This window comes from Alcanivorax sp. REN37 (assembly GCF_041102775.1).
GTDB classification, from domain to species: domain Bacteria; phylum Pseudomonadota; class Gammaproteobacteria; order Pseudomonadales; family Alcanivoracaceae; genus Isoalcanivorax; species Isoalcanivorax beigongshangi.
In genome coordinates, this window is sequence record NZ_JBGCUO010000001.1 from 546,110 (window position 1) to 560,689 (window position 14,580).

At 65.0% G+C, this 14,580-nt stretch carries 14 protein-coding genes; 11 read left to right on the forward strand and 3 right to left on the reverse strand.

Features of this window, described 5'->3' with window-relative positions:
* Window positions 1–18: 18 nt before the first annotated feature.
* Window positions 19–414: a hypothetical protein gene (locus AB5I84_RS02360; protein WP_369454225.1), complete on the forward strand. Its 396-nt coding sequence runs from the start codon at window positions 19–21 to the stop codon at window positions 412–414.
* A gap of 3 nt (window positions 415–417) precedes the next feature.
* On the opposite strand, the gene queG is transcribed toward AB5I84_RS02360, so the two are convergent.
* The gene (gene queG, locus AB5I84_RS02365) at window positions 418–1,488 is read right to left on the reverse strand and encodes a tRNA epoxyqueuosine(34) reductase QueG (protein WP_369454226.1); all 1,071 of its coding nucleotides are present in this window, start codon (window positions 1,486–1,488) and stop codon (window positions 418–420) included.
* A 39-nt stretch (window positions 1,489–1,527) separates the two neighbouring features.
* On the opposite strand from queG, the gene AB5I84_RS02370 reads away from it, so the two are divergent.
* The 5 genes from AB5I84_RS02370 to AB5I84_RS02390 are packed head-to-tail and all read left to right on the forward strand — an operon-like array spanning window position 1,528 to window position 6,984.
* Window positions 1,528–3,060 (forward strand): NAD(P)H-hydrate dehydratase, encoded by a 1,533-nt coding sequence (locus tag AB5I84_RS02370; protein WP_369454227.1) that lies wholly within the window; start codon window positions 1,528–1,530, stop codon window positions 3,058–3,060.
* Between the two features lie 58 nt (window positions 3,061–3,118).
* On the forward strand, window positions 3,119–3,571 hold the full coding sequence (tsaE, locus tag AB5I84_RS02375) for a tRNA (adenosine(37)-N6)-threonylcarbamoyltransferase complex ATPase subunit type 1 TsaE (RefSeq protein WP_369454228.1): 453 nt from the start codon (window positions 3,119–3,121) through the stop codon (window positions 3,569–3,571).
* Between the two features lie 4 nt (window positions 3,572–3,575).
* Window positions 3,576–4,976, forward strand: a complete 1,401-nt coding sequence (locus tag AB5I84_RS02380) for an N-acetylmuramoyl-L-alanine amidase (protein ID WP_369454229.1) — start codon at window positions 3,576–3,578, stop codon at window positions 4,974–4,976.
* On the forward strand, window positions 4,976–6,808 hold the full coding sequence (mutL, locus tag AB5I84_RS02385) for a DNA mismatch repair endonuclease MutL (protein ID WP_369454230.1): 1,833 nt from the start codon (window positions 4,976–4,978) through the stop codon (window positions 6,806–6,808). Before AB5I84_RS02380 ends, mutL begins: the two co-directional genes overlap by 1 nt.
* A 53-nt stretch (window positions 6,809–6,861) precedes the next feature.
* Window positions 6,862–6,984 carry a hypothetical protein gene (locus AB5I84_RS02390; RefSeq protein WP_369454231.1) on the forward strand — a complete coding sequence of 41 codons (123 nt, stop codon included), beginning with the start codon at window positions 6,862–6,864 and terminating at the stop codon, window positions 6,982–6,984.
* A gap of 513 nt (window positions 6,985–7,497) precedes the next feature.
* Here AB5I84_RS02390 and AB5I84_RS02395 read toward each other — a convergent pair.
* Together AB5I84_RS02395 and upp are read right to left on the reverse strand one after the other, a co-directional pair.
* Window positions 7,498–8,289 carry a DUF3298 and DUF4163 domain-containing protein gene (locus AB5I84_RS02395; protein WP_369454232.1) on the reverse strand — a complete coding sequence of 264 codons (792 nt, stop codon included), beginning with the start codon at window positions 8,287–8,289 and terminating at the stop codon, window positions 7,498–7,500.
* Window positions 8,290–8,403: 114 nt separating this feature from the next.
* Window positions 8,404–9,039 (reverse strand): uracil phosphoribosyltransferase, encoded by a 636-nt coding sequence (upp, locus tag AB5I84_RS02400; RefSeq protein WP_369454233.1) that lies wholly within the window; start codon window positions 9,037–9,039, stop codon window positions 8,404–8,406.
* A gap of 94 nt (window positions 9,040–9,133) precedes the next feature.
* Here upp and miaA point away from each other — a divergent pair, with 94 nt between their 5' ends.
* The 5 genes from miaA to hflC all read left to right on the forward strand — a co-directional run bounded on the left by miaA (window position 9,134) and on the right by hflC (window position 14,463).
* On the forward strand, window positions 9,134–10,135 hold the full coding sequence (gene miaA / locus AB5I84_RS02405; RefSeq protein WP_369454234.1) for a tRNA (adenosine(37)-N6)-dimethylallyltransferase MiaA: 1,002 nt from the start codon (window positions 9,134–9,136) through the stop codon (window positions 10,133–10,135).
* Between the two features lie 376 nt (window positions 10,136–10,511).
* Window positions 10,512–10,790, forward strand: coding sequence for an RNA chaperone Hfq (gene hfq / locus AB5I84_RS02410; protein ID WP_369454235.1), 279 nt, complete (start codon window positions 10,512–10,514; stop codon window positions 10,788–10,790).
* A gap of 77 nt (window positions 10,791–10,867) precedes the next feature.
* Window positions 10,868–12,244, forward strand: a complete 1,377-nt coding sequence (gene hflX, locus AB5I84_RS02415) for a ribosome rescue GTPase HflX (protein WP_369454236.1) — start codon at window positions 10,868–10,870, stop codon at window positions 12,242–12,244.
* A 36-nt stretch (window positions 12,245–12,280) separates the two neighbouring features.
* Complete coding sequence (gene hflK / locus AB5I84_RS02420; RefSeq protein ID WP_369454237.1) at window positions 12,281–13,435, forward strand: FtsH protease activity modulator HflK; 1,155 nt, start codon at window positions 12,281–12,283, stop codon at window positions 13,433–13,435.
* Window positions 13,435–14,463 carry a protease modulator HflC gene (gene hflC, locus AB5I84_RS02425; protein WP_369454238.1) on the forward strand — a complete coding sequence of 343 codons (1,029 nt, stop codon included), beginning with the start codon at window positions 13,435–13,437 and terminating at the stop codon, window positions 14,461–14,463. The genes hflK and hflC overlap by 1 nt, the downstream gene beginning before the upstream one ends.
* Window positions 14,464–14,580: the final 117 nt, after the last annotated feature.

Consider the following 14,580-nt stretch of genomic DNA (forward strand, 5'->3'; position numbering starts at 1 on the left):
CACCGACAGGTTTGGGTTATGGCAGATACAGAAGAACTGGGCTGGTCCCTCGACGTCATCGAGGGTTGGGAAATCGAAGATCTGGAAGATGCCGCGGTATTTTCCCACCCGGAAGGTGCCGGCGTGCTGCAGATTATCGGTTACCAAGAAGACGAACCGATCACCGACGAACAGCTGACCATGCTGGCTCAGGATCAACTGGATGCCGGTCTGACGGCGGAACAAGTGGTGTGCGGCGAATTCCGCGGCCTGCGTTTCGTGCAGCGTGAAGACGGCGACTTCTGGCGCACCTGGTACCTGCGCGCTGACAAGGTGGCTCTAGCGATCACTTACAGCTGCGAAGATGAAGACCGTAACGAAGAGCTGGAAGCAGTGGACAGCATGCTGGCCAGTCTGGTGCTCGAGCGCGAATAAGCCTCACGGCGCGGTGTTGAGCCGCGCCAGCGCCCAGTCAATGTGGCGCACCACCATCTCGCTGGCACTGCCGCGTCGTTGCTGCAGTGCCGCGATCGCCTCGGCCGTGGCCGGGCCATTGCCCAGTGCCACCGCCAGGTTCCGCAGCCAGTTTTCATAGCCCGGCCGCCGCAACGGTGAGCCTTCGGTGCGGCTGAGAAAGTCTTGCTCGCTCCAACGGAACAGGTCCACCAGCGTGGCGTCATCCAGCTGATGGCGCGGATGGAAATCGCCCTCGCCGGTGAAGCGCGCGTAGCGGTTCCACGGGCACACCAGCTGACAGTCATCACAGCCAAAAATACGGTTGCCGATCGGCGCCCGCAGCGGCTCCGGAATATCCCCTTTGTGCTCAATGGTCAGGTAGGCGATGCAGCGCCGCGCATCGAGCTGGTAGGGCGCCACGATGGCGTCGGTGGGGCAGACTTGGATGCACGCCGAACAGGAGCCGCAATGGCGCGTTACCGGTGCGTCGATCGGCAGCGGCAGATCGGTGTACAGCTCACCAAGGAAGAACCAGCTGCCGGCATGGCGGTTGATCAGCAACGTGTGCTTGCCCTGCCAGCCGAGCCCGGCTTTGGCTGCCAGTGGTTTTTCCATCACCGGAGCGCTGTCGACGAAGGCGCGTGCCAGCTGGGTCTCGGCGACCTCGGCACGGATGCGCGCCGCCAGCGTCGCCAAGCGTTTGCGTACTAGCTTGTGGTAATCGCGGCCGAGCGCGTAGCGGGCAATGTAGGCTTTGTCGGTCTGCTTCAGGCGTTTGGCCGGTGCGGTGTCCGGTGGCAGGTAGTCCATGCGCACTGAAATCACCCGCCGCGTCAGCGGTTCCAGCTCGGTGGGGCGGCTGCGCTTATGGCCGTGGTGGGTCATCCACTCCATGCCGCCGTGGTAATCCGCGGCCAGCCAGGCATGCAGGTGCTGCTCGGCGTCCGACAGGTCGGTGTCGGTGATGCCAACTTGCTGGAAGCCCAGTTCCGCGCCCCAGATTTTGATCTGGGCGGCCAGGGCAACGAGATCCGGGGCAGGCGCTGTGTTCATGGCGGCGTATCATCAACGCATTGCCGAAGGGAGTAAATCATGTCCGTTTTGCCTCCGACCCGGTTGCCCCGGGTCCTGCACGGCGCCGCCGCCAGCCGCGCGTTGGACCAGCGCGCGCTGGCCGACGGCCCCGCCGATCGGTTAATGGAGCGCGCCGGGCTAGCCGCGGTGCATCTGCTCGGGCGTCGCTTCCCGGCGGCGCGACGGGTGCTGGTGCTGTGCGGGGGCGGCCATAACGGGGGCGACGGCTATGTGGTGGCGCGGCTGTTGCAGCAGCGCGGCTATCGGGTGGCATGCCTGCGTGCGGTGCCGGTGACTGCTTTGCGCGGCGTGCCAGCCACCGTGGCCGCGCGCGCGGCAGCGGTGCCAGACTGCCCACCGGCGCAGTTGGCCGCAGCGCTGCGGGATACCGATTTGGTGGTGGATGCGCTGCTCGGCACCGGCCTCAGTCGGCCGGTGGCGGCTGATTGGGCGGCGTGGATGCAGCAAGTGCAGCACAGCGGCTGTCCGGTGCTGGCGCTGGACGTGCCATCCGGTCTGTGCGCCGATCAAGGCGCGGTGCGCACGGCGGTCCTGCCAGCCACCGCCACGCTCAGCTTCATCACTCTGAAACCGGGGCTGCTCACCGGGCAGGGGCCGGACGTCGCCGGCGAACTGTATTGGGACGATCTCGGCGTGGCGCCGGCGCTCACGGCGGAGGTGGCGGCCAGCGCTTGGCTGCCGGATACCCGCGATCTGGCCGCGTGGTTGCCGCCGCGTCGGCGTGGCGGGCACAAGGGCCGCTACGGTCATGTCGGCGTCATCGGTGGCGACCACGGTTTGGGTGGCGCGGCGATCTTGGCCTCGCAGGCGGCGGCCCAGTGCGGCGCCGGTAAAGTCAGCGTGCTGTCGCGCCCGGCGGTGCGGGATGCATTGCTGATTCGTCAGCCGGAAGTGATGGCGCGGGTGCTGGATGACGCCGGAGCGTTGCCGGCGGCGTTGACTGGGCTTGATACCTTGGTGATCGGTCCCGGGCTGGGCCAGCAGCCCTGGGGGCGGGAGCTGTGGCAGCAGTTGCGCGACCGGCAGCTGCCACGGGTGCTGGATGCTGACGCCCTCAACCTGCTTGCGGCGGAGAGCGGTGCGCCGCTGGGCGTGACCACGGTGCTCACGCCCCATCCTGGCGAGGCGGCGCGGTTGCTCGGCTGCAGTACCGGCGAGGTGGAAGCGGCGCGGTTTGAGGCGGTGGCAGCGCTGGCGCAGCGCTATCAGTGCACGGTCTTGCTCAAGGGCGTTGGCACGCTGGTGGCGGCACCGGGTCAACTCACCGCGCTAGTGCGTGCCGGGCATCCCGGCATGGCCAGCGGCGGTATGGGCGACGTACTGAGCGGTATTATCGGCGCCTTGCTGGCGCAGGGGCTGCCGGCGTTTGAAGCCGCCGTGGCGGGTGCGCTGGTGCATGGCCGGGCGGCAGAAGCAGTGGCACGCCGGCGCGGTGAGCGCGGCCTGCTGGCCTCGGAACTGCTGGCGGAGTTGCCGGCGGAGCTGAATCCGGTGTCCGACAGCCATGGCTTCCTGCCGCGCCACAGGTGAAAATGCCGCCGTCGCTGACCACCCGGGCCGGCGGCGCCACCGTTTAGAGAGAGCGCTGATGCTGACCATCCCGTCCACCCATGATTTGCCTGATGAGGCGGCCACCCTGGCATTGGGTGCGGCGCTGGCGCAGCAGTTCCCGGGCGGCGGTGTGGTGTTTCTGGAAGGAGACCTCGGCGCCGGCAAGACCACTTTGGTGCGCGGCTGGTTGCAGGCGCTGGGCCACCAAGGCGCGGTAAAAAGTCCGACTTATACGATAGTGGAACCCTACGAGCTGGCCGGACTCCATGTATATCATTTTGATCTGTACCGACTGGGCGACGCGGAAGAGCTCGAACTGATGGGCATCCGCGATTACTTCACCGACGACAGCCTGTGTTTGGTGGAGTGGCCGCAGCGCGGCGCCGGTGTGCTGCCGACGCCGGATGCTTGGGTGCAGCTGCAATTGGACCTGCCCGGCCGCCGGGCAGTGGTGACAGGCGGCAGTGCCGCCGGACAAGCCAGAGGATGACTGCGTGACCCCAACAATCGCCTGGCTACGCGGGCTGAGTATGGCGCTGTGGCTGATGCTGCTGACGCTGCCGGCTGCGGCTGCGATACAGGACGTGAGCTCGGTGCGGATCCACCGTGCGCCGGACCACACTCGGCTGGTGTTCGACCTGAATGGCCCGGTGGAGCACAAAGTCGATCGGCTCAGTAATCCGGAGCGGTTGGTGATCGACCTCGACAATGTCGATCTCAAATTCGACATGGCCACTTTGACGCTGGACGGCACACCGATCAGTGGTGTGCGGGTGGGCCGGCATGCGGAGGGAAAGACCCGCGTGGTGCTGGACTTGAGCGCCCAGGTGCGGCCGCGCACCAACCAGCTGAAACCATTTGAGCCGCACGGTTGGCGCTTGGTGGTGGACCTGTTTGACACCGAACCGGTGGCCGGCGCTGGCCGCAGCGCAGCGACCCCAGCACCCACGCCTCCGCCGGCCGCCACTACTCCCGGCTCCAGCCCGCGCCCGCAGCCTCAGCCGCAGGGCGCCCGGCCGATGATTGTCGCCATCGACCCCGGCCACGGCGGCGAGGACCCGGGCGCCATCGGCCCCGGTGGCGTGCAGGAAAAGAAAATCGTGCTGCAGATCGCCCAGCGCGTGTACCGCATGATGCAGGCCGAGCCGGGACTGCGCCCGGTGCTGGTACGGGATGGCGACTACTATGTGCCGCTGGCCGAACGTCGCCGTATTGCGGCGGAAAAGGGCGCCGATGCGTTCATTTCCATCCATGCTGATGCGTTCACCAATGCCACTGCCCACGGGGCCTCGGTGTTCGCGCTGTCCAGTCGCGGCGCCACCAGTGCCCAAGCTGATTACCTGGCGCGCATCGCCAACGACTCCGACCGTGTGGCCGGGGTGTACGAGGAAGAGAAAGACAACGGCGGCCTGCTCGGCGTGCTGGCCGACATGACCATGGAAGGCACCTTGGCGCACAGCCTGATCCTCGCCGAAGGCATGATCGGCGAACTGGGCAAAGTGACTCGCCTGCACGGCAACCGCCACAAAGTGGAACAGGCCAACTTTGCCGTGCTGCGTGAGCCGACCATGGTGTCGGTGCTGGTGGAAACCGGCTTCATCTCCAACCGCGACGAAGCGCGCAAGTTGCAGACCAGCGCCCATCAAGAGAAGGTGGCGCGTGCCATCGTCAACGGCGTGCGCGAGTACTTCACTCACCACCCGCAGCCGGGTAGCTGGTTCGCTGCTGAGCGCCGGCGTGGCAACGGGGCGTTGACCCACCGCATAGCAAACGGCGAAACCCTATCGTCGATTGCCCGTCGCTACAGTGTGTCGGAGCAGGCGTTGCGGTCCGCCAACAACGTTAACGGGGATCTGATCCGCGTTGGTCAGACCCTCACCATTCCAGGTTCCTGATGCGCACTATCCATCTGCTTGATCCCCGCCTTGCCAACCAAATTGCCGCCGGGGAGGTGGTCGAACGACCGGCCTCAGTGGTGAAGGAACTGCTGGAGAACGCGCTCGATGCGGGCGCCAGCCAGATCCAGGTGGACGTGGAGCAGGGCGGAGTACGGCTGGTCCGCGTGCGTGACAACGGCGGCGGCATTCGCCAGCAGGAACTGCCGCTGGCGTTGTCGCGCCACGCCACCAGTAAAATCCACGAAGCTGAAGACCTCGAAGCGATCGGCAGCCTGGGTTTTCGCGGCGAAGCCTTGGCGGCGATCAGCTCGGTATCGCGGCTGACGCTGACCAGCTGCAGCGGCGACGAGGGCGCTGCCAGTGTGCGGGTAGAAGGGCGCGACATGGCGCCAGTGATCCAGCCGGCGGCCCACCCTCAAGGCACCACGGTGGAAATGCGCGATTTGTTCTTTAACACCCCAGCGCGCCGCCGTTTCCTACGCACTGAGAAAACCGAGTTTGGCCACCTGGAAGAGGTGTTCCGCCGCATCGCGCTGAGCGAATTCGGCACCGGCTTCCAGTTGTCGCACAACCAAAAAGTGACGCTGCAGTTGCTGGCGGCACGGGATGCTGCCGCCCGCGCCCAACGGGTGGCGCGGCTGTGCGGCGCTGCCTTCATTGAGCAGTCGGTGCCGGTGGATGTGGAAGCCTCCGGTTTGCGCCTGCACGGCTGGGTGGGGCTGCCGACGTTCTCGCGCGCTCAGGCGGATCTGCAATATTTCTACGTCAACGGCCGGGTGATCCGCGACAAGGTGGTGAACCACGCGGTGCGCCAAGCCTACAGCGATGTGATGTACCACGGTCGCCATGCCGCCTATGTGCTGTTCTTGGAACTGGACCCGGCGTTGGTGGACGTGAACGTGCACCCGACCAAGCACGAGGTGCGGTTCCGCGAGCAACGCATGGTGCACGACTTCCTGTTCCGGGCGCTGCACCGAGAAGTGGCGGCGCTGAAACCGGGACAGGCACCGGCGCCAGAAGTGCGCGCGGTGGAGCGTCCACTGTCGTTGGCGGATACGCCGCAGCAGAGCGCCATGACGCTGGCGCCGCCGCGCTCGGCAGAAGCTTGGCGCCGGCCGCTGGAGTTGCAGGATGGCGCTGCGCAAGCCGCCCATTACGGCGCCTTGCTGGGCGCCACCGGGGCGCCGCCAGCACCGTTGCCGATGGGGCTGGAGCCGGCGGCGCCGCAGGCCAGCGGCGCGGATGAGCTGCCGCTGGGGTTTGCGCTTGGCCAGCTACACGGCATCTACATTTTGGCCCAGAACCACGCCGGGCTGGTGTTGGTGGACATGCACGCGGCCCACGAACGCATTACCTACGAGCAGCTGAAGCAGTCTTGGCATGACGAACGGGTGCGCTCGCAGCCGCTGCTGGTGCCGGTGTCGATGGCGGTGTCCAGCCGCGAGGCAGACTTCGCCGAGCAGCAGCCGGAGGTGTTTGCGCGGCTCGGCTTCATCATCGAGCGGGTCGGCCCGGAAAGCCTATCGGTGCGGGAGGTGCCGGCGTTGCTACGTGGCGCTGATGTGGAGGCGCTAGTACGCGATGTGCTGTCGGATCTGGTGGTCGAGGGCCGTAGCGCTCGCATCGATCAGCAATTGGATGAATTGCTGTCGAGCATGGCGTGCCATGGCAGCGTGCGCGCCAACCGCCGGCTGACGCTGGAAGAGATGAACAGCTTGCTGCGGCAGATGGAAGCCACGGAACGCAGCGGCCAGTGCAACCACGGACGGCCGACCTGGATGCAGCTGAGCATGAAGGAGCTGGATCGGCTGTTCCTGCGCGGGCGCTGACCGGCTCGGATTTCCGAGTGCGGGGCTGCTGTCGCCGGCTGACGCTGGAAGAGATGAATAGCTTGCTGCGGCAGATGGAAGCTAGGGAGCGCAGCGGCCAGTGTAACCACGGTCGGCCGACCTGGATGCAGCTGAGCATGAAGGAGCTGGATCGGCTGTTCCTGCGCGGGCGCTGACCGGCCCCGGTTTCCGAGTGCGGGGCTGTTGTTTCACAGGGGCCTCCCGATTGCAGGGCCCGCTTCGCGACGGGTGCTGTGCCCGACGATGTTCCTGTCGACACCTTTCCGAGCTGGCGTTGGGTTGTAGTCCTATGGGTGTTTGGGTTGCCGTGTAGTCTCGGATAGTTCGATTCTCAGAACCTCTGAACCTCTGAACCTCTGAACCTCAGAACCTCAGAACCTCAGAACCTCAGAACCTCAGAACCCCAGAACCCCAGAACCCCAGAACCCCAGAACCCCAGAACCCCAGAACCCCAGAACCCCAGAACCCCAGAACCCCAGAACTTCAGAACTTCGCGCCAAAACAGCGTGATGGGGGGCTGGAGCCAGAGCCGTCAGCGGCGCCTCTGGCGCGCTGACGGTCGGTGCAAGGTGTCGTGACGGCGTAGGTGGCTGCAAGGTGGGCCGCCAGTGTGTCCGGGGCGCTGCCTGGAGGTGGCGCCCCGGACATCATCGCACGGTGGCGGGGCGCTACTCGGTTCGCGCCGGACGGGATGTCGGCAGGCTGTCGCGGATGTGCTTGCCGGTGTCATTAAGCAGGTCGTTGATCTCCGCGTAAGGCAGCAGCAGCTCGGTCTGGCCTTCGGAGTAGGCTTTGATTTCGTAGATGTTGTAGAGGAACAAAATGCCCTCGTCGTTGAACACGAAGTTGGGCGTCAGATTGAAACGGCCACTGTTGAAGAAGTAGCGCTCGTCATAAGCGATGCCCGGTGCCAATCCTTCCTGCGCGCGGAAGCGCTGTTCGGCGCGGTCGGTAAACGCCTGCACCTTGTCTGACTGCAGTACATCACCGATCGCCAAGCGGCGGTCCTTGGCCACGTCGTAATTCACGAACACCACTGAATAATTGCCGTGGGCGCCACCGGTATAACTTTGGCTGTCTGACTGAAACGCAATGTAGGTGGGGGTTTGTTGCAGCACCCGGTCGCGGCGTTCTTCAAACCAAGCCATCGGTTGCTCAGCATCTTTGGCATAGTCACGGTGCTCGTCGATCAGCTTCTGCGCCGCTTTGGCCATCGCACTGTGGTCTTTCGGCCGCGGCAGCGTCTTCATCAGGAAACGGTTGATGCGTTCCGACTCGAACAGCGGGTAGGTCAGCGCGTAGTAGGTTTCATCTTGGCTTTGGCCGGACAGGTCCGGGGCGGCCAGACGGAAGCTCTCGTTTTGGTAGTGAGCCAGCTGGGTTGGCGGGCTGGCGCGCCACAACAGCACACCTACGACAACAATGATCAGCACTGCGACGACGGCAACAATCTTTTTCATCGGTATAGCGCTCGGGGTCCGGCAGGGCGCCTGTCGCCCTGGTTGCCGATACCTTGCCGAAGCAGGCGGCGCGGGGCGAGACCCCGAGCGCCGGGTCAATCAAAATTTACCGCGTCAGCAACCGTTGCGGGTGCCGAAGATCTTGTCGCCGGCATCGCCGAGGCCGGGAATGATGTAGCCGTGCTGGTCCAGCCGCTCATCAATGCGGCAGGTGAGGATGTCCAGGTCCGGATGCACCGCCAGCGTCGCCTCCAGTCCTTCCGGCGCCGCTACCAGCACTAACGCCTTGATCTGGGTGCAGCCGCGCCCCTTGAGCATGTCCACGGTGGCGATCATGGAGCCGCCGGTGGCTAGCATCGGATCCAGAATGAACGCGGTGCGTTCGCCGAGATCGCCGACGAACTTCTCAAAATAGGAGGCCGGTTTCAGGGTCTCTTCATCGCGGGCGATGCCGACCACGCTGACCCGAGCGCTGGGAATCATGTCGAGTACGCCATCCAGCATGCCGATGCCGGCGCGCAGAATCGGTACCAGGGTGACTTTTTTGCCGGCAATCTGCTGCACCGCCACCGGACCGGCCCAGCCGTCCAGCGTTACCGTTTCTAGCGGGAAATTGCGGCACGCCTCGTAGGCTAGTAGGCGTGCGAGCTCCGAGGTCAGCTCGCGGAATTTTTTGGTGCTGCTGTTGGCATCACGCAACAAGCCGATCTTGTGCTGTACCAAGGGATGATCAAGTTGCGTGACAGGCATGGTGGCGGCTCCGGCAGTTCAGGGCGGCGCTAGTGTACGTCGGCGCTGGAAAGCTGTCGCGCCCGGCGCCCGTTTGGCCGCCGGGCAGGCTAGAATGGCGCACCTTTGTTGGTTCGAGATCGCCATGAACGCCCCGGATTCCCGCCCCGCTGTCATCTTCCTGATGGGCCCCACCTGTTCCGGCAAAACCGGACTGGCGGTGGAGCTGGTGCAGCAGCTGCCGCTGGAGATCGTCAACGTCGACTCGGCGCAGGTCTATCGCGGCATGGAGATCGGCGCCGCCAGCCCGCCGCCGGAGGTGTTGGCGCGGGCGCCGCATCGACTGCTGCATTTCCGTGATCCGGCACAGCCTTACTCCGCCGCTGACTTCCGCGCTGATGCGCTGGCCGCCATCGCCGACATCCACGCCGCTGGCCGGGTGCCACTGCTGGTGGGCGGCACCATGCTTTATTTCCGCGCGCTGCTGGAGGGGCTGGCGAAATTGCCGGCCGCCGATCCGGTACTGCGGGCGCGGTTGGAGCAGGACGCCGCCGAGCAGGGTTGGCCCGCGCTGCATGCCCAGTTGGCGGCCGTTGATCCGATCACCGCTGCGCGCCTCAATCCGCAGGATCGCCAGCGGCTGCAGCGGGCGCTGGAAGTGTATTTGCTCACCGGCGTACCGTTGTCGGCCCACCATGCCGCCCAGCAGCAGGCACCGGCCACGGTGTTTCCTTACCGGGTAGTGCAGTTTGCCATCGCCCCGGCCGAGCGGGCGATGCTGCACCAGCGCATCGGCGAGCGGTTTCAGCAGATGCTGGCGGACGGTTTCTTGGATGAGGTGCGACGGTTGCGGACGCAGCCAGGGCTGCATGCGGGGCTGCCGTCGATGCGGGCGGTGGGTTACCGCCAGGCGTGGGCGCACTTGGACGGCGAGTACGATTATCAGACCTTGGTCGAACGCGGCATTGTCGCCACTCGGCAATTGGCCAAGCGGCAACTGACCTGGTTGCGCAGCTGGCCGTCGTTGACCTGGCTCGACAGCGACCAAACGAACCTGCCGGCAGCCGTGAAAGAGTCCCTTGAAAGCCTGCCGGTTTCCGTGTTTAGTGGCGCCTGATCCTCCCGCGCGCCAACCTTTGGGCGGCCTGCTTTGCGGCCCGAAACTTTTCGTGTGCGGTGGGGACCAAACCAGTCGGAGGCCGCGCAGGCGGCTCCGTGCTGGCCAGGATGGGCCTTTTGCTCCCGACGCGCACTCTGCGCCGGAGGCTGGGTCGCCGCCGCGACACTTTTCCTCAAAAGGTAAAAGATTCGCGCGGACGGCTTGAAACGGCGATTTATCGCGCCATTTCAGTAACCTGCAACAAGTACACGGGGTACCCCCGTAATTGCGCTGACAGCTCTGGGGATGGGGGCGGCAACGACATTGCGCTGTACGCTGTCTGCTTCACCTTCTGGGCACTGCTTTGTTTTCTGAGAACACTAAGGAGAAAACCATGTCGAAAGGGCATTCGCTACAAGACCCTTTTCTCAATGCGCTGAGAAAAGAGCGCATCCCGGTGTCCATTTTTCTTGTGAACGGGATCAAGCTTCAGGGACAGATCGAGTCATTTGACCAGTATGTGGTGCTGCTGAAGAACGCCGTCAGCCAGATGGTGTACAAGCACGCCATTTCCACCGTGGTGCCGGCCCGCAACCCGCGTGCATCCGGACCGGGTGGTGGCAACCCCGCCATGGTCGCTGCACCCGGCGACGATTTTGCCGGCAACGTGTAAGCGTCCAGTGGACCGGCCTGTGGGCCGGTCCGCGTCTGCAGCCGGCCGGTTTCCCCTTTTGCTGATGCCGGAGTGGCATGGAATTTTTTGAACGCCCCGACTGGGCCCGTCCGGGTCCGGCCTCTGACACCGACCGTCCCGCTGAGCGCGCGGTGCTGGTGCATGTGGATTTTCCCCTGGGTCCCGCGGAAGAGGACCGTCACGAGTTCTATCATCTGGTGACATCCAGCGGTGCTGAGCCGGTGGCGGAAGTGCGCTGCAAGCGTGAAAAGCCCGATCCAGCGACTTATGTGGGCAGCGGCAAGGTGGAAGAAATCGCCGCCGCCGTGGCTGAGCACGAGGCGGATGTGGTGCTGTTCAATCACCCGCTGAGCCCGGCTCAAGAGCGCAACCTCGAGCGCGCGGTGGAATGTCGGGTGCTGGATCGCACCGGCCTGATTCTCGACATCTTTGCGCTGCGTGCCCGCACCCACGAGGGGCGCATGCAGGTAGAGCTGGCCCAGCTGCAGCATCTGTCCACGCGGTTGGTGCGCGGTTGGACCCACCTTGAGCGACAGAAGGGCGGCATCGGCCTGCGTGGCCCCGGTGAGACCCAGCTTGAGACGGACCGCCGCTTGGTGCGCGACCGTATTCGCCATATCGAAGGCCGCTTGGCCAAGGTACGCAGCCAGCGCGCCCAAGGCCGCCGGGCGCGGGCACGCAATGAGGCGCCGGTGGTGTCGTTGGTGGGCTATACCAACGCCGGCAAGTCGACGCTGTTCAACCGCCTCACTGATGCCGATGTGTATGTGGCGGACAAGTTGTTCGCAACTCTCGATGCCACACTGCGGCGGGTGCGCATTCCCGGCGTCGGGCCGGCGGTGCTGGCCGATACCGTTGGCTTCATCCGCCACCTGCCGCACCGATTGGTGGACGCGTTCCGTGGCACGCTGGAGGAAACCCTCAGCGCCAGTCTGCTGCTGCACGTCACCGATGGCTCGGCAGTGGACCGCGACGTCAATGTGGACGCGGTCAACGAAGTGCTGGAGGAAATCGGCGCCGACGAGTTACCGGTGCTGCACGTCTACAACAAAGTCGACCTGCTGGAGGAGCCGCCGCGCATCGAGCGTGATGAGAGCGGCCAGCCGTGGCGGGTGTGGCTGTCGGCGCAGACCGGCGCCGGCATCGAGTTGTTGCACCAGGCGATTGCCGAGCGGTTGGCCAGCGGCTGGGTGGACCAGTGGCTGCAGCTGCCGCCGGACTCCGGTCGCCTGCGAGCACTGCTGCATGAAGCCGGCGAAGTGCTGGCTGAACAAGTGGGTGACGACGGCGCGTTGCAACTGCGCGTACGTTTGCACCGCAACCATTTTCAGCGCCTGTTACGCGGCGCTGGACTGACCGAGTCTGACGTGGCGCTGCCGGTTGCAGCTGAACAGGGGGGTTCCTACAATCCCTCCGCTCGTCACACTGAATAACATCCCCATCCATTGACGAGCCAGACGGAGATTTCGATGGCCTGGAACGAGCCCGGCGGCAACAAGCCCCGCGACCCTTGGGGCGGCGGCAGTGGCGGCAAGAACACGCAAGGTCCTCCGGATCTGGACGAAGTGTTCAAGAACCTGAAACAGAAATTCACCGGCGGCGGTGGTGGTAGCCAAGGCAGTGGTGCCGGCTTCCCGAAAGCGACGCTGGGCTTGGTGGCGGCGTTGCTGGCGGTGCTGTACCTGTTCTGGGCGGCGTTCCAGGTGGACGCGGCCGAGCAGGCGGTGGTGCTGCGCTTTGGCAAGCTACACCGGGTGGTGGACTCTGGCCTGAACTGGCACCTGCCGCCGTTCGAACAGTACCGCAAGGTCAACGTCACTCAAGTGCGCAGCCATCGCGTCAGCGAAGAGATGCTCACCGGCGACACCAACATTGTCGGCGTAACGCTGGAAGTGCAGTACCGCGTGTTCGATCCGGAAGCCTACCTGCTGAAAGTGGCCAACGCGGACAGCATGCTGCGCAACGCCACCGAGAGCGCGCTGCGCCACGTGGCCGGTTCGAAGACCATCAACGCCGTGCTCAGCACCGAGCGTGAGGAGTTGCGGGTCGCGGTTCAGCACCGTCTGCAGCATTACCTCGATGAATACAGCACCGGTCTGCTGGTGCAGGCGGTGGTGCTCGACTCCACCGAGGCGCCGGCGGCGGTGCGCGACGCGTTCCAGGACGTGACCCGTGCCCGCGAAGACGAAGACCGCTTCAAGAAAGAGGCCGAGGCGTATGCCAACAGCCTGATTCCGGAAGCCCGTGGCCGCGCCCAGCGTCTGCGTGAAGAGGCTCAGGCGTACCGCGCTGAAAGCGTGGACCGTGCCGAGGGTGAGGCAGAGCGGTTCGGCAAACTGCTGACCGAGTACCGCCGCGCGCCGGAAGTGACCCGCGAGCGTCTGTACCTAGAAACCCTGGAAGCGGTGTTCGGCAACAGCAGCAAAGTGCTGGTCGACAGCGAAGGGAGCAACAACATGATGTACCTGCCGCTGGATCAGCTGATGCGCGAGCGCGCCGCGTCTGGCACCGGCAGCAATGCCGACAGCAGTGCCCCGCGTGCGCAGACGTCGACTGACAGCCCGGCCACCAGCCAGGCACCGGCGTCGCGCAGTCTCTATAACCGTCAACGGGAGGCACGCTGATGTCTGGCAAGAGTTTGGCGTCCCTGATCGCGGTAATTTTCCTTGGCGTGCTGGCGCTGGATTCCTACTACATCGTGACCGCCACCGAGCGGGCGGTGCTAAAGCGGTTCCAGCAGATCGTGCAAACCGACATTCAGCCTGACATTCACTTCAAGGTGCCGTTCGTGGACCAAGTGGTGCGGGTGGATGCGCGTTACACCGCCTATGAACTGCCGCCGCAGTCCTACCTGACGTCCGAGCGTAAGCCGATGGATGTGAGCTCGTTCGTGATCTGGCGAGTGCAGGACGTGCAGCGCTATGTCACCGTGATCGGTGGCGGTGCGGCCAATAACTCCGAACGTATGCGTGAAATCGCCCAGCAGCGTCTGAACGTGCGCGTGGCGGAGCGGCTGCGTAACGAATTCGCCCAGAAAACGGTGCAAGAAGTGGTCGCCGGCCGTAAAGAAGTGCTGGCCGATGGTGTGCGCCCTGATCTGGTAGTGCCGGAAGTCGGTGATGGCAGCGGTGATGCGCCGCCGCCGCCGGTGATCCGGGCTGAAGATGCCGGTGAGCTGAAGCCGTCCGAGGATGCCCGCGAGCTGCTGATGGTCAATGTGGTGCAAGACCTGAAAGACGAGCTGCTGGAAGACTTCGGCATCGAGCTGATCGACATTCGCGTCAAGCAAGTGGACTGGCCGGACGAAGTGCGTAGCCGAGTGTTTGACCGCATGCGCGCCGAGCGTGCCCGTGACGCCGCCCGTCACCGTTCTGAAGGTCGCGAGGGCGCCGAGAAGATCCGCGCCGCCGCTGAACGCGAGCGCACCGTGCTGCTGGCGGAGGCCTATCGTGACTCAGAGTTGATCCGTGGTGACGGCGATGCCGAGTCGGCCGCCATCTATGCGCGCATGTACAACCAAGACCGTGAGTTCTTCAGCTTCTACCGCAGCCTGCAGGCCTATCGCCACAGCTTCGGCGAGGGCAAGGATCTGATGGTGCTGGCGCCGGACGGCGAGTTCTTCCGCTACCTGAAGAGCCCCACCGGCAAGTGAAAATCGGCGGCACTGCGGGGTGCCCTCGGCGCCCCTGAAGTGCTACCATGCGGCACGCCGGGACATCGCTAGACGATGCCCGGCGTTTTGCTGTCTGAGCCCCACCCGAGGTATCGC